This window comes from Lysinibacillus capsici (assembly GCF_003367505.1).
GTDB classification, from domain to species: domain Bacteria; phylum Bacillota; class Bacilli; order Bacillales_A; family Planococcaceae; genus Lysinibacillus; species Lysinibacillus capsici.
Map to the genome: position 1 here is coordinate 1 of NZ_PXXX01000004.1, position 19721 is coordinate 19721.

General features: G+C 37.7%; 13 protein-coding genes and 1 riboswitch. Of the genes, 2 read left to right on the top strand and 11 right to left on the bottom strand.

Features of this window, described 5'->3' with window-relative positions; translation table 11 throughout:
* Positions 1–278: 278 nt before the first annotated feature.
* The 8 genes from C7B89_RS01545 to hutH all read right to left on the bottom strand — a co-directional run bounded on the left by C7B89_RS01545 (position 279) and on the right by hutH (position 10634).
* Positions 279–2132 carry an SLC13 family permease gene (locus C7B89_RS01545; protein WP_115673041.1) on the bottom strand — a complete coding sequence of 618 codons (1854 nt, stop codon included), beginning with the start codon at positions 2130–2132 and terminating at the stop codon, positions 279–281.
* Positions 2133–2301: 169 nt separating this feature from the next.
* On the bottom strand, positions 2302–2916 hold the full coding sequence (nadD, locus tag C7B89_RS01550; RefSeq protein WP_048390705.1) for a nicotinate-nucleotide adenylyltransferase: 615 nt from the start codon (positions 2914–2916) through the stop codon (positions 2302–2304).
* Between the two features lie 25 nt (positions 2917–2941).
* The gene (locus C7B89_RS01555; RefSeq protein ID WP_054548939.1) at positions 2942–4399 is read right to left on the bottom strand and encodes a nicotinate phosphoribosyltransferase; all 1458 of its coding nucleotides are present in this window, start codon (positions 4397–4399) and stop codon (positions 2942–2944) included.
* Positions 4400–4418: 19 nt separating this feature from the next.
* Positions 4419–4973, bottom strand: a complete 555-nt coding sequence (locus C7B89_RS01560) for a cysteine hydrolase family protein (RefSeq protein WP_066038077.1) — start codon at positions 4971–4973, stop codon at positions 4419–4421.
* A gap of 80 nt (positions 4974–5053) precedes the next feature.
* The gene (locus C7B89_RS01565; RefSeq protein WP_048390712.1) at positions 5054–5854 is read right to left on the bottom strand and encodes an NUDIX domain-containing protein; all 801 of its coding nucleotides are present in this window, start codon (positions 5852–5854) and stop codon (positions 5054–5056) included.
* Positions 5855–6007: 153 nt separating this feature from the next.
* Positions 6008–7285, bottom strand: coding sequence for an imidazolonepropionase (gene hutI / locus C7B89_RS01570; protein WP_115673042.1), 1278 nt, complete (start codon positions 7283–7285; stop codon positions 6008–6010).
* Positions 7282–8952 carry a urocanate hydratase gene (gene hutU, locus C7B89_RS01575; protein ID WP_004233805.1) on the bottom strand — a complete coding sequence of 557 codons (1671 nt, stop codon included), beginning with the start codon at positions 8950–8952 and terminating at the stop codon, positions 7282–7284. Before hutU ends, hutI begins: the two co-directional genes overlap by 4 nt.
* Positions 8953–9119: 167 nt before the next feature.
* Positions 9120–10634, bottom strand: coding sequence for a histidine ammonia-lyase (gene hutH / locus C7B89_RS01580; RefSeq protein WP_115673043.1), 1515 nt, complete (start codon positions 10632–10634; stop codon positions 9120–9122).
* A gap of 281 nt (positions 10635–10915) precedes the next feature.
* Here hutH and C7B89_RS01585 point away from each other — a divergent pair, with 281 nt between their 5' ends.
* The gene (locus C7B89_RS01585) at positions 10916–12370 is read left to right on the top strand and encodes a response regulator transcription factor (RefSeq protein ID WP_115673044.1); all 1455 of its coding nucleotides are present in this window, start codon (positions 10916–10918) and stop codon (positions 12368–12370) included.
* A gap of 287 nt (positions 12371–12657) precedes the next feature.
* A complete protein-coding gene (locus tag C7B89_RS01590; RefSeq protein WP_048390717.1) occupies positions 12658–14163 on the top strand; it encodes a catalase in 1506 nt (501 codons plus the stop codon).
* A gap of 123 nt (positions 14164–14286) precedes the next feature.
* Here the strand turns inward: C7B89_RS01590 and thiC are convergent, their stop codons facing one another.
* The 3 genes from thiC to C7B89_RS01605 all read right to left on the bottom strand — a co-directional run bounded on the left by thiC (position 14287) and on the right by C7B89_RS01605 (position 19520).
* The gene (thiC, locus tag C7B89_RS01595; protein ID WP_048390718.1) at positions 14287–16065 is read right to left on the bottom strand and encodes a phosphomethylpyrimidine synthase ThiC; all 1779 of its coding nucleotides are present in this window, start codon (positions 16063–16065) and stop codon (positions 14287–14289) included.
* A 140-nt stretch (positions 16066–16205) separates the two neighbouring features.
* Positions 16206–16320: riboswitch (TPP riboswitch) on the bottom strand.
* Between the two features lie 60 nt (positions 16321–16380).
* Positions 16381–17310 (bottom strand): AEC family transporter, encoded by a 930-nt coding sequence (locus tag C7B89_RS01600; RefSeq protein WP_115673045.1) that lies wholly within the window; start codon positions 17308–17310, stop codon positions 16381–16383.
* 110 nt (positions 17311–17420) lie between these two features.
* Complete coding sequence (locus C7B89_RS01605) at positions 17421–19520, bottom strand: methyl-accepting chemotaxis protein (RefSeq protein ID WP_115673046.1); 2100 nt, start codon at positions 19518–19520, stop codon at positions 17421–17423.
* Positions 19521–19721 lie beyond the last annotated feature (201 nt).

Sequence of the window (19721 nt, forward strand, 5' to 3'; positions counted from 1 at the left end):
GTTCAGTTTTCAAGGTTCATGTTTTGCTTTATTTTAGCGTGTCACCCTGGCGACTTGTATAATACTACACCCTTATTTTTAAAAGGTCAACACTTTTTAATAAAAAACTTTATTTTTTTTATTACCAAAGTAAAACTTCCTATATTAATAACTAACAAATCTATTCACAAGCTAGTTCAATATTAGACCATGAACTAGAAAATAATTTTATCATAATTTCCTACAAAAAAATAATAGATCTTTAAAAAAACAAAAAACTCGGTAAAGAAACCGAGTTTTTAAAATGGGAAAAAGAACGGGATGGCTATCATCATCACAATAAACATAACAAGCTGTAACGGAACCCCTATTCTTACGAAATCCATAAATTTATAGCCCCCCGCTGTCATTACCAGTGCATTCGTAGGGGAAGCAATTGGCGTAGCAAATGCCATACTTGCTGCAACTGCGACTGCAATCATAAATGTTGTGGGACTAACCTCCATTGCAATGGCTGCACTCATGGCAATGGGTGCAAACAATACAGCAGTTGCCGTATTACTAATAAATTGACCGAAAATAGCTGTCAAAATATAAACTCCTATGAGTACACCGTATGGTCCGAAACCACCTAAAGCATTAATAATACCATCAGATAAAATGGTCATGCCTCCTGTTTTTTCTAACGCTGTCGCCATTGGTAACATGGCAGCTACTAATACAATACTTTCAAAATTCATATTGCTATAGGCATCTTCCATGTTTCTCAAGCAGCCTGTTAAAATCATAAGTACAGCACCAATCATCACAGAAATGACAGCAGGAAAAACTTCAAATGCCATCAAAATAATCATGAATAACATAATAATCCCCGCAATTCCAGCTTTGCCTGTAGCTGCTGCCACACTTGCGTGTTCTTTCGGCTGTCCTACAACCACGACATCTTGCGTTTCTCTTGCTAACAAAAGAATTTCATCCCATGCTCCCTGTACTAATATTGCGTCCCCAAATTTTAATTTGTGAGACACCATATCCTGAAGCTTGTAACCACCCTTACGATTAATACCAATGATATTTAGATTGTATTTTTCCCGGAACCCAAGGGAACTAACCGTTTCATTGATAAAGCTCGAATTCGGGGTAAGCAATACCTCTGCAATACCCAGATGCTTCGATACCAATTCATCGGCTTCTCCTTCAACTAATCCTTGCATCTCAAGATGATAATCCTCAACAAAACGCCGAATATCCTCTATTTCTCCTTGAACATATAACTCATCCTTGGCATGAATGACACTAGTTGGTCCTGCCATTTCTTGATAAGTCATCGGTAGTAAATTAATGCCCTCCTGTGATTTCCTATGAATTTTCATCATACAAAGCATATACTTAGCTGGTAGTTTTAATTCCGCTAACGATGTTTCAATAATAGGTGACTCCTCAGGGACGGAGATTTTAAATAGACGATTATTTAAATCATATTGTTTAATAATTTTTTTCGGTGAAAGTTTATAGCCTTCATTAGTCTGTGTACGGTTTTGATCCTTTGGTAATAAAATATTTCTTACAAGTACTAAATAGGAAATGCCAGCAATCATCCCCACGATACCAATAGGAGTTACTTCAAAAAAGCCAAGTTTGTTATAGCCTCGATCAACCAATAACTGACTGACAATTAAATTGGTTGGGGACGCAATCAGTGTCATCAGACCAGAAAGACTTGCTACATAGGAGAGTGGTAGTAGAAATTTAGAAGGGCTGACTTTCATACTTATTGCTATACTTACAACGATTGGCATCATTAAGGCGACAGTACCCGTATTACTCATAAATGCACCAACCGATCCTACAATAATAAGCAGTAGCACAAATAACTTCAGCTCACTATTGCCTGACCATTTTAGTAAGAGTTGCCCCGCCATGCCTGCCAGGCCCGTACGTAAAATCCCTGCACCCACGACAAATAACCCTGCAATCATTAAAACTACAGAGTTTGAAAAACCAGCTAATGCCTCCGAGGGCGTCAAAATATCCATAATGACAAATGCTAATAGTGACACAATTGCTACAAGATCTGCTCGTATTTTATTGGTCACAAATGCGAAAATTGTTGCTCCTAAAATAAGAAATGTTAATGTAAGCTGCACATTCATGAATTCCTTTCTAACATTAATCATTATTAAAAATTGACAGCAAAAAATTGTACTTCATTACTATTTTTATTATAGCTTACCCTGAGCTCTATATGATAAAATTCACCATCTTTTCAAAATTAAAATAAGTGTGGTAGTCATCCACACTTATAATGATAGCTTCACTATTTTATTTTTGGTAAAGATGATGTTCTTTAATATAGTTGTAACAAGCAGTAGGCAAGAGGTATCTCGGTTCTCCTCCCATTGCGAATTCTTCTCGAATATAGGTAGAGCTAATTTCCATCGCTAGCCCTTTATCTATAAGATGAAATCTTCCATCATCATTATTTCTTAAAATCGGAGAACGACTAATGGTTGAGAGCATATCAATGCCGTGTCGTGCCATTACAATAAATTTATTCTCCGCTACTAATGCGTCGCCCTTTTTCCATAAACCCGCACCAATATCCACTAGTAAATCAGCACCCATAATAAAATGCACCTCATCCTCTGGGTTCTTCTCTCTAAAGTATTTCATAGTGTCATATGTGTAGATATTCCAGCCTTCTTGATCCATTTCATAGGAATCTGCGATAAAACGATCGTCCTTAGCAATAGCTAACTGAAGCATATTCCAACGATGTGTATCAGCTGTTTTGATGGTTTTATCTTTGCGTTTATTTGAACAAGGCAAAAAAATAACCTTATCTAACTTACACCGATGTGCTACAGTGCTTGCTGTCCAAAGATGGACATTGGTAATAGGATCAAATGATGAACCATAAATACCTATTCTCGCCATCGTCTCTACCTCCTAGCAGTTACTTTTAAATACGTTGTGAAACCTTTTCTTTTATTGCCTGTATGCTTGCCATTTTATTGTCCCAACATACTTGACTTAAATCGACAGGATATTCTTCAGGATTCATTGTTCGTTTATACTCACACCACAATAAATGTAAGTTTTCCTGTACATATTTTTGTATTTCTTGAATAGTTGGCTCCTCATAAACAATATTTCCATTTTCTATAATACTTTCATGTAACTCTTTCGCCGTAAAATTTGTAACAAATTTACTAATATACGTATGAATAGGGTGGAACATTTTCAATCTTTCTTCTTGCTGTATGTTTTCATTATCTAACGCAATATAATCTCCTTCAGCATGACCATTCTCTGCATTAATAATACGGTAAACACGTTTACGTCCAGGTGTAGTCACTTTCTCAGGATTTGCTGAAATTTTAATGGTATCAACTAGTTCTCCACTTTCGTTTTCTATTGCAACTAATTTGTATACTCCACCAAGAGCTGCTTGATCATAGGCTGTAATCAGCTTAGTTCCGATTCCCCAAGCATCAATTTGCGCCCCTTGTGACTTTAAATGCATAATTGTATATTCATCCAAATCATTCGAAGCCATAATTTTAGTTGCAGTAAATCCTGCATCATCTAGCATTTTCCTTGCCTGTTTTGAGAGATAGGCTAAATCTCCACTGTCTAAACGGATACCAATAAAATTAATTTGATTCCCTAGCTCCTTCGCTACGCGGATAGCATTCGGAACACCAGAACGTAGTGTGTCATAAGTATCTACTAGGAAAACACAGTCTTTATGGGCTGCTGCGTATTTTTTAAACGCAGTATATTCATCTCGATAGGTTTGAATCATCGCATGGGCATGTGTTCCTGACACAGGAATACCGAATAATTTTCCTGCTCTTACATTGCTTGTTGCAGAGAATCCGCCTATATAAGCAGCACGAGTTCCCCAAATAGCAGCATCAAATTCGTGTGCGCGGCGGGTTCCAAATTCCATTACAACATCCTCACCCGTCACTTGTTTGATACGTGAAGCTTTTGTTGCAATCAGGGTTTGGTAATTAACGATATTTAACAACGGCGTTTCAATTAATTGAGCCTCTGCTAATGGTGCTTCAATTCGCAGGATAGGCTCGTTTGCAAAGACCAATTCTCCCTCTCTCATCCCCTTAATTGTCCCTGTAAATTTAAGTTCTTTTAGGTATTCAAGAAATTCCTCGGGATACTTCCCCTCTTCTCGTAAATATTGAATATCGCTTTGAGAGAAACCAAAGTTATTAATAAACTCAATCACTTTTTTCAATCCAGCGAAAACTCCATAGCCATTGCCAAATGGAAGCTTTCTAAAATATAGTTCGAAAACAGCTTTACGTTGATGAACACCATCTTGCCAATAAGTTTGAACCATATTAATTTGGTATAGATCCGTGTGTAACATGAAACTATCATCTACATATTTCATATTTTCCCCTCCATTCATGTCAAATAATAGTGGCACCTAGAGTATGCTCGAAATGATTTAACGCCCACTCATGTCCAGCTTCATTAAAGGAGGCGACAGCATTTTTATGAATGACGATATCGAACCCTTTATTATAAGCATCTACTGCTGTATGAAGAACACAAATATCTGTACAAACGCCGATTAAATGCAGCTCAGCAATTCCTCTTTCACGCAATTTCAATTCTAAATCTGTTCCTGCAAAAGCAGAATAACGCGTTTTATCAATGTAATAGACGAAATCTTGGTCTTTATTTTCTTCATATAATGAGTTTAATGCACCATATAACTCTCTACCTTCTGTATGACGAATATTATGAGGTGGGAATAGCTTTGTTTCTGGATGATAAACATCTCCCTTTTCATGAACATCTATCGCAAATACTGTAAAATCCCCCCTCTTAATAAACTCCTTTGTTAAATCAACATTTGCACGTTCGAGCAATTGCCCAGGCTCTCCGCAAGTAAGAGCCCCATCCGTCGCTACGAAATCCACTGTATAATCAATATTAATTAATGCACGCTTTTTCATCATTTCATCACTCCAGTTTTTAATTAGTAATACTTAAATTACAAATTACTTTCTTTAAAATAATCAGGAAAGACGGATCTTTCCTAATGATATATAGACTCTACCATTTCGAAATCATTAAATGTATAGAGCTGGGAAGGCCGGAACGAATTTCTTTTTGTTTTCTTTGGTTTTCCTTCTTCATCCAATGCTTTTTCGATAAATGGTAATTTAGGTGCTTTTGTAAAGAATACGGAATCGTTAGAGATTCGTGGATCTTCTCCAACTGTTAGAAGTACTCGTTGCAATTCTGATAATGTAAACTCTTGTGGTAAAAAGTTTTTAGCAACAGTTGTCTGAATCATATCCCTTTTAATAAAATGCAACGCATCGGAAATGATTTTTCGGTGATCGAAAGCTAATGGAAGCGTAAATACACTTTCTATATCAAACAGTTCTACATCGTCTGCATCATCATTCGCTTGACGTTGCTCAATATATGTCTCAGGAACAATGGCATAAAATGCATTTGAAATCATCCAACCACGTGGATCTCGATCGATCTCATCATAAACACCAAAATGTTGAACATGTAAACCCTCTACATTTGTTTCTTCTTTTAATTCTCTCTTTGCTGCGATAAAGGCAGTTTCTTTTTGATTTGCATCTACAAAGCCCCCAGGAAGTGCCCATTTTCCTCCTTCAATATTGGGATTTCCTTCAGCATCCCTAGTAGCACGCTTAATTAACATAATCTTTAGCGTCATGTTTGGCGGTGCTTTTTCCTCTGTTTTCTCTGAGGTAATTGTAAAAATAGCAATATCTGCGGTATATCCATCGGGTGTTTGATATTTTGAAGAATCATAATGTGCAAGCACTTCTTCTTCGGTACGAAATTTTGTCATTGTATAACCCCTTCTATAATTACAAGGTTCAAGTAATTTGTAATTCTATAATTACTATTTATTAGAATTATAATCTTTCATCAAAGCATTTGCAACTAATTTATAAAAAAAAGCATAAATAAAGCTACTCCGCCTTATTTATGCCCATTATTATTATTGATCTTTCAGCAGAATTCCGTTTTGTACAACAACTTGCCCATTTTTGATTACTGTATGTGTATGATTCATGCCGTAGAAATATTGCAGTTGCTTGTAATTAGCAACATCAAGGATAAGTACGTCAGCTTTTTTATGTGCTTCAAGGGAACCAATTTGCTCGCCTCGATTTAGGGCATATGCTGCATTAATTGTTGTTGCCGTTAATACTTCCTCCAATGTCATACCCATATGCATGCAAGCTAAATTCATAATGAAGGGTAGGCTCATTGTTGGGGATGACCCAGGGTTAAAGTCTGTTGATATCGCCACAGGCACTCCCTCGTCAATCATTAGACGCCCTCTTGCAAAAGGTGCACGTAAAAAGAATGCAGTACCTGGCAGCAATACAGCAATTGTACCCGCTTCAGCCATTTTTCGAATTCCCTTATCAGAAGCAACTAACAAATGCTCCGCAGAAATGGCCTCTACTTCCGCAGCCAGCTCGGCGCCTTGATAAGGTTCGATTTCATCCGCATGTATTTTTGGGGTTAAGCCTAGTGCTTTTCCAGCCTCTAAAATGCGTCGTGATTGTTCGGGTGTAAAGACGCCTTTTTCACAAAATACATCATTAAATTCAGCCAACTCTAGTTCTGCTACTTTTGGCAGCATCTCATTGACCACCACATCCACAAATTCATCCTCACGCCCCTTATAATCACGAGGAACTGCATGGGCTCCCATAAACGTGCTAATGACATCAATATGATGTGCAGCTTGTAATTCTTTTGCGACCTCTAGCTGTTTCTTTTCCGTTTCCCAGTCCAAGCCATACCCTGATTTTGCTTCAACTGTTGTTACACCATGCTTTAAAAATACATCTAAATGCTGCATCGTTTTTACATATAATTCATCAAAGCTTGTTTCTCGTGTACGCTTTGTTGTAGCATGAATGCCACCGCCTGCATTCATGATTTCCATATAGGTAGAACCATTTAATCTCATATTAAACTCTTGCTCGCGTGTTCCACCATGCACCAAATGTGTATGACAATCCACTAAGCCAGGCATAACAATCTTACCAGTAGCATCAATCGTTTCTGCCTTCTTTATTAATTCTGGGAAGTCAGCTTCTAGTTGCTCATACGCTCCTACTGCTACAATACGCTCTTCTTCAATTAGAACACTGCCATATTCTATTACTGCAATTTCCTGCATTTGTTCTTTTGTACGTGGTCCTTGTACATTACTTTTCAAGGTAATTACTTCATTTGCATTTTTTATTAGAATGGTCACTTCACATCACCCTTTAACATTGGTATATGGACACCTTTGTTTTTTGCTGTATTGATAGCAATATCGTAGCCTGCATCAGCATGACGAGCAACGCCCATTCCAGGGTCTGAAACTAATACACGTGCAATTTTTTCAGCGGCAAGCTCTGATCCATCTGCTACTAAGACTTGACCTGCATGCTGTGAATAACCCATTCCTACACCACCACCATGGTGTACGCTTACCCAGCTTGCACCACTCGCAGTATTAACAAGAGCATTTAAAATTGGCCAATCCGATACCGCATCCGAACCATCTAGCATTCCTTCTGTTTCACGATTTGGTGATGCTACAGAACCTGAATCTAAGTGATCGCGACCAAAGACAATTGGTGCTGATAATTCACCATTTGCAACCATTTCATTGACCTTTAATGCAAAACGATGACGATCACCATAACCCAACCAGCAAATGCGTGCAGGTAGCCCTTGCCATTTCACCATTTTTTGTGCCATATCAATCCAATTGACTAGACCCTCATCTTCAGCAAACATCTCTTTTGCCAGTGCATCTGTTTTATATATATCCTCAGGGTTTCCTGAAAGCGCCGCCCAACGGAATGGGCCCTTTCCTTCACAGAATAACGGACGAATATACGCTGGTACAAAGCCTGGGAAATCAAAGGCATTTGTCACACCCATTTCTTTGGCATAGGCACGAATGTTATTCCCATAATCAAATACTTCTGCGCCTGCCTCTTGGAACTCTAGCATTGTACGAACATGCTCTGCCATTGTTTCTTTTGCTTTACGCTCATATGTTTTTACATCCTCTTTGCGAAGTTTTAGCGCTTCTTCAAAGGTCATGCCATTAGGTACATAACCATTAATCGGATCATGCGCAGATGTTTGGTCTGTCACAAAATCTGGAATAATTCCACGATTCAACAACTCACGATTAACATCAGCACAGTTACCAACAAGGCCAATGGATGCTGGCTCATTTTGGTCACGTAATTTATTAACTAATGCAATTGCTTCATCTACAGTTTCTACAATATAATCACAGTAACCTTCTTTGATTTTACGTTCAATGCGAGCACGTTCAACTTCAACAACTAAGATTACAGCACCAGCCATTTTCCCTGCTAATGGCTGTGCACCACTCATACCGCCCATACCACCTGTAAGGATGAATTTACCACGTAAATCAGCAGTGCCAAATACCTTTTTGCCTGCTTCTACAAAGGACAGATAAGTTCCTTGTAAAATTCCTTGAGCACCAATATAAATCCAACTCCCAGCAGTCATTTGACCATACATCATTAAATCTCTTTCTTCTAATTCATAAAAGTGATCCCAATTTGCCCATGCTGGTACAAGGTTTGAATTGGCAATCAACACTCGAGGGGAATGCTCATGTGTACGGAATACAGCTACTGGCTTTCCAGATTGGATTAATAGAGTCTCATCATTCTCTAATTCTTTCAAAGATGCAATGATTTGTTCATAGCTTTCCCAGTTACGAGCAGCCTTACCAATACCCCCATAAACAATCAGTTCATCTGGATTCTCTGCTACCTCTGGGTCAAGATTGTTCATTAACATACGCATTGCTGCTTCCTGTGTCCATCCCTTACATGTTAGTTCATTTCCACGTGGTGCACGAATATCTGTCTTAAATACCATTAAAAACACGCTCCTTTTCCTATTAAAAAAATGTGAATGTTGCTGTCTAAAGCTATTAATAACTGAATATTCAGACTTAAATACATATAAATATTTTCAAAGCAGAGGCTACTCGGTGTATAAACCGAGCGACGCCTTTGCTCTTTCATATCAAAACTTAAACCAATTTACACATACTCATTTACTAAATCATTACTTAATAGTAAATATTTCGCCAATGCTTCAATTTCATCGCCAATTGGTTGATCGGCTAGTAATGGTGGACAAAATTCACGCACTTTCTTTAAGAATTTACTTGTAGTAGGAGATAATTGCTCTTCTGCCTTGTCTAAATGAATAGCCTGAGATGCACAAATCAATTCGATAGCTATAACGCGAGCAGCGTTGTGAACAATCTGACGTACTTGACGTGCCGAAGTTGTTCCCATACTTACATGATCCTCTTGGTTACCTGATGTAGGAATAGAATCCACACTCGAAGGATGTGCTAAAACTTTATTTTCTGAGACAATAGAGGCTGCTGTATATTGAGCAATCATAAGCCCACATTCAATCCCAGGGTTTGTTGCTAGAAACGGTGGTAGCCCTTCATTAAGTTGAGGGTTTACCATACGTTCTGTACGTCGTTCTGAAATATTGGCCCACTCACATACACCTATTTTCAAAAAGTCCATTGCCAAAGCTATTGGCTGTCCATGGAAATGCCCACCCGATAAAACCTCCCCGCTTTCTAAAACGATTGGATTATCAGTTGTTGCATTCATTTCTGTTTGAACACGGTCCTGTGCGTAGAAAAATGACTGCCAAGAAGCACCATGTACTTGCGGTATACAACGTAGTGAATAAGCATCCTGCATGCGAATTTCACCCTGCTTTGTCACACGTTTACTGCCATCGAGCCACTTACGAATACGCCCGCCCACTAGTTCTAACTCTGGATGTGGTCTTACTGCTAAAAGTGCTGGATCAAATGCCGAGGTAATGCCCTTTAAAGCTTCCAGTGTTAAGCTAGCAGCCATATCCGCTGCAAGACCGATTCGTTCAGCTTCATTGACCGTTAATACACCTATACCCGTCATAGCTTGTGTACCGTTAACTAATGCTAGCCCCTCTTTAGCTTGAAGTCTAACAGGGGTTAATCCTGCTTGCTTTAGCGCGTCACTACCACTCATGATTTCTCCGTTAAACTCAGCCTTTCCTTCTCCCACTAACACTAATGCCAAATGTGATAAAGGCGCTAAATCACCACTCGCTCCTACTGAACCTTGTGACGGAACAATTGGATGAACACCTTTATTAATAAGATTCAACAATAGTTGGACAGTTTCCTCACGAATGCCAGAAAATCCTCTGGCCAAAGCATTGGCACGTAACACCATCATTGCACGTACAACATCTGTTGGGAATGGTTCACCAACACCGGTTGCATCTGATCGTAATAAATTTAGCTGCAATAGCTCAATGTCTTCTTCTTCAATTTTTATATTGCTGAGTTTACCAAACCCTGTATTCACACCATAAATTGTTTGGCCTTCAGCTAAACGCTTTTCGATACGCTCTCTACTTAAACGAATACGTTCCAAACTCTCTGTAGCAAGTGCAACTGTTGCTTGCCCCTTCACGATTTCCTCTATTTGTTGTCTTGTTAATGTAGTGCCATCAAGCTCGATGATTGACTTCACATGACATCCCCCTATTCCCTATATGGCTATGTAAATAAATTATCTTCATTCATATTTTCGTAATATGAAAACATCAGCCTCAAACTTTTTAAGCGTTTTCATAACAAAAGTTGGCTTCTGCTGATGATCAATTACTCTATTTACATTGTACTAACTACCTTTTTCAGAATATAGAGAATTTTAATAGAGAAAACAAGACTTTTTTCAGATTACTATGTTATTTTTATTAATATAACCGTACTTTTGTATGAAACTAGAATATTTTAAGAAGGGCTGATGGTATGAAGCTGTTATTAATTGATCGCGATCCGACCGACCTAGCAGGAATAAAGTGGTTTTTACATACATATTTCCCTGGAGATGTTTTTATTGAAATGTGTACAAGTATTTCAGAGGTGTCTCATAGCATTAAACAATTTGAACCTGATGCCATACTGTTAAATATCGATATATTTCCTAATAATCGCTTAGCAGCTCTTTATCGCGATATACAAAAGCTTTCTGGTGCCATTTTAGCAATGACAACTGAGCCATTATTTAAAAATGCTTTGAAGGCAATTGATTTACAAGTGGCTCATCTTTTTGTGAAGCCTATTGATTTAGAGCTATTAAAGAAAAAACTCACAACCATTTCTCTTCGCACACCACAGATTACAGAAGATGCTCAAGAGACTACAAACGATTCCTTTTATAATCAATTATTTTTAGATAATAAATCAAGTTCAATTGAGACAACATTACATTTCACAATGATTGAACCCGAGCATACTGAAACCTTCAATAAGCTTTACAATTGGCTTCAACAAACACCGATTCACTTTCATATGAAAACCTACCCTCTATCTAATAGAATCGTATGTCTTTTTCAAACAAATGATATAAGGATTGTGGAAAAAGATGTACGTACACTTATGAAGGAATGGCGTTTGATTAGTAATAGTTCTTTAAATATCGGCATATATGATGGAAAACCTACAACCATTAAAACTATGTATACATTAACAAAGCGTGCACTACATCAAAGTTTTTATGAGGGCTTTGGCCATATTTTTTATGCGAGCAAACAATATGAAACTCAGCCCTTTGATCCCTTACTGACACCAGAAGAGCAACAATTACTAATAAGTAGTTTGGAAGATGGAAACCTAGAGGCCGTTAAAACATTTTTATATCGGCTTTCTAATGAAGGCATATATTATGAGCAAGACGATTTACGCATTCATTTGACGAGTGTCTTAGCACAAATTAGACGCTTTATGCTGAAATATAAATTACATGAAAAAGCGGTTATCGAACAACACTACCGTCAGCTATTTCATTTAATCATTGAGCATCCTATATTTTATACGATACTCAATGGGATTATTTCTTTCACGCAGACATTAATTGAGTTAGCAAGGGAAGCTCGAATAGAGAAACGAGCTGATTATGTTGAACTAGCTATAGAAATAATTGATCAACAATTTAAAGATAGCGCACTGTCTCTTCCCTTTGTCGCTCATAAGCTTGGAATAAGCCCCAATTATTTAAGTACAATTTTCTCAAGAAAACAAGGCTTGCCATTTAAGCGCTATTTACAGCAAGTAAGAATTCATCATGCCACAAAAATGCTGCGAGAAACAGATTTTGCTATTAGCGAAATCGCTCATTTAAACGGTTTTGATGATCCAAATTATTTCATAAAATTATTTAAGCAACAAATTGGTATTACGCCTAACCGATATAGAAAAAATTAAAAGATTAATTTTCAATTAGTTGATTTTATTTTCAATAAAGATTTTATCATGATGTCATTATCTTGATCTTAATATGACAATTATCTATAAAATTGAGATTAAATAAAATAAATTTAAGTTAAAAACTATGTATAAACCCTATGTCTAGCGCATATATTTATAGTTTATACTTAAATATAAAAATTCTTTAACGATAATTATTATAATGTACTAGCAATTCTATTTTATATTTGTTATAGTTATAGACGAAGAGTTTGACTCACATTTTTTTCAGGAGGTAAACTAATATGACAAACGCAAATGATCGTAGCCGTCGCTTTACAACAGCAGGTGGTGCTCCAGTAGTAAGTAACCATGACTCTATGTCAGCAGGTCCACGTGGCCCTCTTTTACTTCAGGATGTATGGTTAGTTGAAAAACTAGCAAATTTCAACCGTGAAGTAATTCCAGAACGTCGTATGCACGCAAAGGGCTCAGGTGCATTTGGTACTTTTACTGTAACGCATGATATTTCACAATATACTAAAGCGAAAATCTTCTCAGAGATCGGCAAGAAAACTGAAATGTTCGCACGTTTCTCTACAGTAGCGGGTGAGCGTGGTGCAGCAGATGCAGAGCGAGATATTCGTGGCTTCGCCCTTAAATTCTATACAGAAGATGGAAACTGGGATTTAGTAGGGAACAATACACCTGTATTCTTCTTCCGTGACCCGTTACACTTTACAGATTTAAACCATGTGGTAAAACGGGACCCACGTACAAATATGAAAAATGCCAACTCTAACTGGGATTTCTGGACTTCATTACCTGAAGCACTTCACCAAGTGACAATTGTTATGTCTGACCGTGGTATTCCAGCTGGTTACCGTAATATGCACGGATTTGGTTCTCATACGTATAGCTTTATCAATGCTAATAATGAACGTGTTTGGGTTAAATTCCACTTCCGTACAGAGCAAGGCATTAAGAACTTAACTGGTGCCGAGGCTAATGAGATTATTGGTCAAGACCGCGAATCTTCACAACGTGATTTATATGAAGCAATTGAAAAAGGCGATTTCCCTAAATGGAAAATGTACATTCAGGTAATGACAGAGGAACAAGCTCGTGAGCTACCATACAACCCATTTGATTTAACAAAGGTATGGTATAAAAAAGACTTCCCATTAATTCCTGTAGGTGAATTCGAGTTAAACAAAAATCCAGACAACTACTTTGCAGAAGTTGAACAAGCTGCATTCGCACCATCTAACATTGTTCCTGGCATCAGCTTCTCACCAGATAAAATGTTACAAGGTCGTATCTTTGCATATGCCGATGCCCAACGCTATCGTCTTGGTGTAAACCACTATATGCTTCCTGTCAACGCACCAAAATGTCCATTCCGTACTTTCCATCGCGATGGAGCAATGCGCTTTGATGGCAATCTTGGTTCGACATTAAGCTATGAACCAAATAGCTATGGTGAGTGGGAGCATAATTTAGACCATAAAGAGCCTGAATTACGTATTGATGGTCATGCAGGTATTCATGATTTCCGTGAAGACGATAATAATTACTTTGAACAACCAGGTAAACTATTCCGTCTATTGACTTCGGAAGAGCAGCAACGCTTATTTGAAAATACCGCGAACGATATGGCTTCTGTTGAAGAGTTCATCAAACGCCGTCACATCCTTCACTGCTATCTAGCTGACCCAGCATATGGTGAAGGTGTCGCTAAAGCGATGGGTCTTTCCTTAGAAGGTATGGACCTTACAAATCCATATGTAAAACAACCAACAAACGTTTAATATTCCACTTTATTATTGATATCCAAATCCAACTTTTACTCCATGTGAATCCACTATTCACATGGAGTTTTTTTATTAAGAAAAGGCCTATGTCTATTTTTTTGACATAAGCCTTTTCTTTCATTATTGGTAAATTTGACTGCCTGCTTTTTTAAACTCCTCAGCCTTTTCTTTCATACCTTGATGGATCGCTTCAGTCGTATTCAAATCCTTATCTTTCGCATAATTACGAATATCCTGTGAAATTCTCATGCTACAGAATTTAGGCCCACACATAGAACAAAAGTGTGCTGTTTTTGCTCCCTCTGCTGGCAATGTCTCATCATGATATTCCACTGCACGCTCGGGATCTAGTGACAGATTGAATTGATCACGCCAACGGAACTCAAAGCGCGCTTTAGACAGTGCATCGTCTCGTTGTTGTGCACCTGGATGACCTTTTGCTAAATCAGCAGCATGTGCAGCAATTTTATAAGTGATAACGCCCACACGAACGTCCTCGCGATTCGGTAAACCAAGATGCTCTTTCGGTGTCACATAACAAAGCATCGCTGTACCAAACCAGCCAATCATGGCTGCCCCAATGGCTGATGTAATGTGGTCATAGCCTGGAGCAATATCTGTTGTGAGTGGTCCTAATGTATAGAAGGGCGCTTCCTTACAAACCTCTAATTGCTTGTCCATGTTTTCTTTAATCAGATGCATTGGTACATGACCTGGTCCCTCAACCATTACCTGAACATCATGCTGCCAAGCAATCTGTGTTAGCTCGCCTAGTGTTTCAAGCTCTGCAAATTGTGCCTCATCATTGGCATCTGCAATTGAGCCTGGGCGTAAACCATCACCTAAGGAAAAAGCAACATCATAGGCTTTCATAATTTCACAGATTTCCTCAAAGTGTGTATACAGGAAATTCTCTTGATGATGATATAAACACCACTGTGCCATTATAGAGCCACCTCGAGATACAATACCTGTCACACGATTTGCTGTTAGTGGTACATAGCGTAAAAGGACACCTGCATGAATGGTGAAGTAATCTACACCCTGCTCGGCTTGTTCTATGAGAGTATCACGATAAACCTCCCACGTTAAATCCTCTGCTACACCATTTACCTTTTCTAAAGCCTGATAAATTGGCACTGTTCCCACTGGCACTGCAGCATTTCGAATAATCCATTCTCTAGTTGTATGAATATGTTTACCAGTCGATAAATCCATAATATTATCTGCGCCCCATCGAGTTGCCCAGGTCATTTTCTCAACTTCTTCTGCAATGGAAGAAGATACAGCAGAATTCCCGATATTCGCATTGATCTTTACATGAAAATTACGCCCAATAATCATTGGCTCTGCCTCAGGGTGATTAATATTAGAAGGCATTATAGCACGCCCAGCTGCAATTTCTGAACGTACAAATTCAGGATCCATATTTTCACGAATCGCTACAAACTCCATTTCAGGCGTTATAATTCCCTTTCGTGCATAGTGAAGCTGTGTCACATTTTTACCTTTTTTAGCACGCAAAGGCTTTCTCGCCAACTCAGGGAAGACATTTTCTTGAATACGCGGGTCATCAACATGACGAAAGCCATTATCCTCCGGTTTAATGGAGCGTCCCTCATATGCTTCTACATCCCCTCGCTCTTGAATCCATGCATTTCGTAAGGCAGGTAAACCTTTCGTAATATCTACTTGGTAGGCTGGATCTGTATAGGGCCCACTCGTATCATATACTCGAATAGGAGCATTTTCTTCATTTCCAAAACTGCCTGTTGTCGGACTTAATGCAATTTCTCGCATAGGTACTAGAATATCTGGGCGTGATCCTTCCACATATACTTTTTTGCTTCCTTCAAAGCTGGACATAATGGTAATATTCTTTTCACTAATTGCTGACATGAGCTACTTCTCTCCCTTAAATTTATTTTGATATAAGGACCGATTCTAGCTCACCCCAACAATCCAAAAAATAAAGGCCGAATCCAAAATAATTATTTGGATCCGGCCACGAATGTAAAGGTCTATTGATTGCATACTCTGCAATAGCTTCTTAACTTTCCCACGCTGGTATGAGCCAGATCAGGTCCAAAGGGTCAAGAAACTTCGTAGCGTTTCCCTCTCAGCCTGACTCATCAGACTCCCCTAGTTAATACTATTTAGTTTGATGCTAGTGTAGCAGATAATACTAAGAGATGGAAGCTATTTTTTATCTTACTAGGTAAATAATACTTCTGCAAAATAGATCACAATGGTTACAGTTATACAGCTTACAATGGTTGAAAATAAAACAGCTTGCGCGGCTGTTGCTGATTCTACATCATATTCCAATGCTAGACTAGAACTATTGCGGGATGTTGGAAAAGCACTAGCTATAAACAGTGATTGTGCGACGACTCCATCTAATCCCAATATATAAATAATGGCCAATGCAACAGATGGTCCAATAATTAATCGCGTCAAACAGCTGATAAAGACGGTTTTATTAAACATTGATTTCATCTCTAATTGTGATAATTGCGCACCTAAAGTAATTAGAGCCACAGCAATAAATCCATCTGCCACATGTTCTACTGGTATTTTGATAAACTGTGGAATACCGATATCAAAATAATTCATAGCGACACCTATAATAAGCGCATGAATAATAGGCATTTTAAAGAAATCCTTGATGATTGTCATACCTGACTTTGTAGAAGAAATTAAATTGTATAAACCATATGTATACGTAGTCATATTTTGAAAGATTACGAGCATGACCTGAATGGCTACTCCAATAGGTTGCGTGGCAAATATCATTTGAGCCACTGGAATACCGTAATTACCCGAGTTAATGAGCACAACACTATTTTTAAAGACAGCTGCCTCTGTTCTAGCTAAACCTAACCCTTTTGCCATAAAGTGACTGAGTATCATTTGACTACCGATAAAGAGTACAATAAATAATCCGACCTCTCCCAGTACAGTTAATTCCACATGTGTTTCATATAAATTTACAAAAACAGCTGCTGGCATAAAGCAATATGTAATAAGCTGAGACAATGCTTTTAAATTAAAGCGAAATTTCTTTTGTAGTATAGCGCCTATTACAAGTAACACTAAAATAGGTACAACAATTTGAAAGAAAATCATTCCGAGATATATCATATCAATGTCCCCCTTCCAGTGTTAATAGTAGTGTTGAATTCCTTCTAGGTCAATTTCTCCGGCTTTCACCATAAAGAAGACTGCCTCTATATTGAAGGCAGCCTTTCTTTTTAAGCAAGCTTAAATCGGTTTACAACTTCTTGTAGCTCGTTTGAAATATCGTTCATATTTTGAATAGACTCTGCTACTTTTTGTAATTCTACTTGTTGATCCATTGCAGAAGCACTTACTTGTTCCGCAGAGGCTGCTGTTTGCTCTGAAATAGCCGAAATACTTTGGATAGCCATGATTGCCTGATTTTTATGCTCTAACATGCTAGATAGTTTATTCATTAAATCACTAATAGAATTTGCAATTGAACCCGACAAATCACTGCTATCTTTAAATGCTAGTTGCGTGCTTTGTACGGACTCATTTTGAGATTGCATTAAATCTGCATTAGATGCAATCACAGCAACCGTCTGCTGAGAATTTTCAAGAATACTTTCTACTGTACTCTTAATAATTTCTGTTTCATTCTTAGATTGTTCTGCTAGCTTTCTAACTTCCTCTGCAACTACAGCAAATCCTTTACCATGTTCACCAGCACGTGCAGCCTCAATACTTGCATTTAAAGCTAGCAGATTAGTCTGCTCGGTAATGCTTTGAATCGAAGCAATAATCTGATTAATATTGGCAATATTAGAAGCTAATGATTCCATTTGCTGCTGGATACGCCCATTCATTTCATTTGTCTCCATATTACGTTCTCTTAAACTTTCAACCTCATGCAATCCTTTTTCCGTTGTTACACCTGTTTTATGAGATAGCTCATCCATTTCATTAGAAAGAGCCGTAATAGCATCAATCTGATCTGATAAATCCATCATTCGATAATTTGTTTCTTCTGTATCCTCTGATTGCTTCGAAGCTCCTTGTGCAATCTCGTTGATAGCTACGGAAACCTCCTGACTAGAAGCAACTACCTCATTAAATGCCTCATTTACCTGATTAGAAGATTGGTTCAATAACCTCGCGGAATTTAGTACAGTTTGAATCGCACTATTGGTTTTATCTAACATATTATTATAGGCCACAGCAACTGCACCAATTTCATCAGGCTTAATATATCGCTCTTCTACCTTTTGTGTTAAATCCCCTTCGGCTGCAGTTTCAATCGATGCACGTAAAAATTTAAGTGGTTTTAATTGTTTATAGATGAATAACACACTTGCAGCTGTCATCAAAACCACCATAATAATGGAAGCAATAATCGTAAATACAAATACATGATTATATGTTTCTAGAATCTTTGATTCAGCTAACACGACTTGAACAGTCCATGTTTCGTCAATACCCTCTAAAATCATTGGAGCAAAAACATTATAGGCCTTTTCCTTCAGTTGATTAGAGTCAACGTACATACTTGTTAGTTCACCATTTTCCATTGTCTTACTAATACTTGTCCAAGTAGGATCCTCTTGCATATTGCGCCCAACTAGCTCATCACCAAAACTGTTAGCTGTTAGCACACCTTTATTCGTAATAATTGCCGCATAACCGCCTTCTGGGGCATTCGATTTTGTTAAATCATTTAAAAAATCTATTGATACATCGGCAGTCAATACACCGAAAAATGTCCCGGAAGCATTGATTAATGGCACTGAAATGGTTGTCATTAATACGGATTGGCCGTTTACATTATAATCATAGGGCTCTGTCAAAACTGCACGTCTCTCTTCTTTTGGTACCCAATACCATTCAGAAATACTCTTATCATCAATACCTTCGATTAGAGCAGTCGAGATATCATTTCCGTTCTTACTTAAATAAGGGATAAAACGTTTTTTAGTATCTACTAAAGCAGCTTCAGTTGGTTCTAAAATAATAGAATCTTGCTCAAAGATTGCTCCTACTCCAAGAATGTCATTATTGCTAGCTAAATTGTTTTCCATTACGTCTATGACACCCTTGGTAGACAACGTATTATTCTTCTCCATGCTTTCTATGATACGCTTTGTTGTTTGTAATGTCGTATTGGCTTTCTTAAATCTTTCACTCATAATAGCTGCAGAAGATTCAGCCGATTGTAATGTTCCATGCTCTGCGTCTTCAACACTTTGCTTTTTTATAATAATCCCCGTTATGACAGTATAGGATAAAAATAAAATAAGAAATAATCCTATTATAAGGGAAGAAAGTTTTAAGGCAATTCCTCTTGATTTTTTCATAACTAACACCCCCACTTTTATACTAATAATAATGGATGGATGATTGTATCACAATAAAATATTTAGCGAATAAAGTAGAAAATTTACAGAATTATAGAGAAAAATACCGATACTTCACCAAACATTTATTTTTCAATATAAAGGACTAATGACTTATTTGAATGGAGATTCATAGTAAAACATCCTCTTCTAATTCTAAAT

Excerpts from the sequence above, each read along its gene's own strand:
- C7B89_RS01545 (WP_115673041.1), bottom strand. The coding sequence starts at position 2,132 with ATGAATGTGCAGCTTACATTAACATTTCTTATTTTAGGAGCAACAATT.
- C7B89_RS01590 (WP_048390717.1), top strand. The coding sequence starts at position 12,658 with ATGACAAACGCAAATGATCGTAGCCGTCGCTTTACAACAGCAGGTGGT.
- C7B89_RS01560 (WP_066038077.1), bottom strand. The coding sequence starts at position 4,973 with ATGATGAAAAAGCGTGCATTAATTAATATTGATTATACAGTGGATTTC.
- hutU (WP_004233805.1), bottom strand. The coding sequence starts at position 8,952 with ATGGTATTTAAGACAGATATTCGTGCACCACGTGGAAATGAACTAACA.
- thiC (WP_048390718.1), bottom strand. The coding sequence starts at position 16,065 with ATGTCAGCAATTAGTGAAAAGAATATTACCATTATGTCCAGCTTTGAA.
- C7B89_RS01555 (WP_054548939.1), bottom strand. The coding sequence starts at position 4,399 with ATGAAATATGTAGATGATAGTTTCATGTTACACACGGATCTATACCAA.
- nadD (WP_048390705.1), bottom strand. The coding sequence starts at position 2,916 with ATGGCGAGAATAGGTATTTATGGTTCATCATTTGATCCTATTACCAAT.
- C7B89_RS01565 (WP_048390712.1), bottom strand. The coding sequence starts at position 5,854 with ATGACAAAATTTCGTACCGAAGAAGAAGTGCTTGCACATTATGATTCT.
- C7B89_RS01605 (WP_115673046.1), bottom strand. The coding sequence starts at position 19,520 with ATGAAAAAATCAAGAGGAATTGCCTTAAAACTTTCTTCCCTTATAATA.
- C7B89_RS01585 (WP_115673044.1), top strand. The coding sequence starts at position 10,916 with ATGAAGCTGTTATTAATTGATCGCGATCCGACCGACCTAGCAGGAATA.
- C7B89_RS01600 (WP_115673045.1), bottom strand. The coding sequence starts at position 17,310 with ATGATATATCTCGGAATGATTTTCTTTCAAATTGTTGTACCTATTTTA.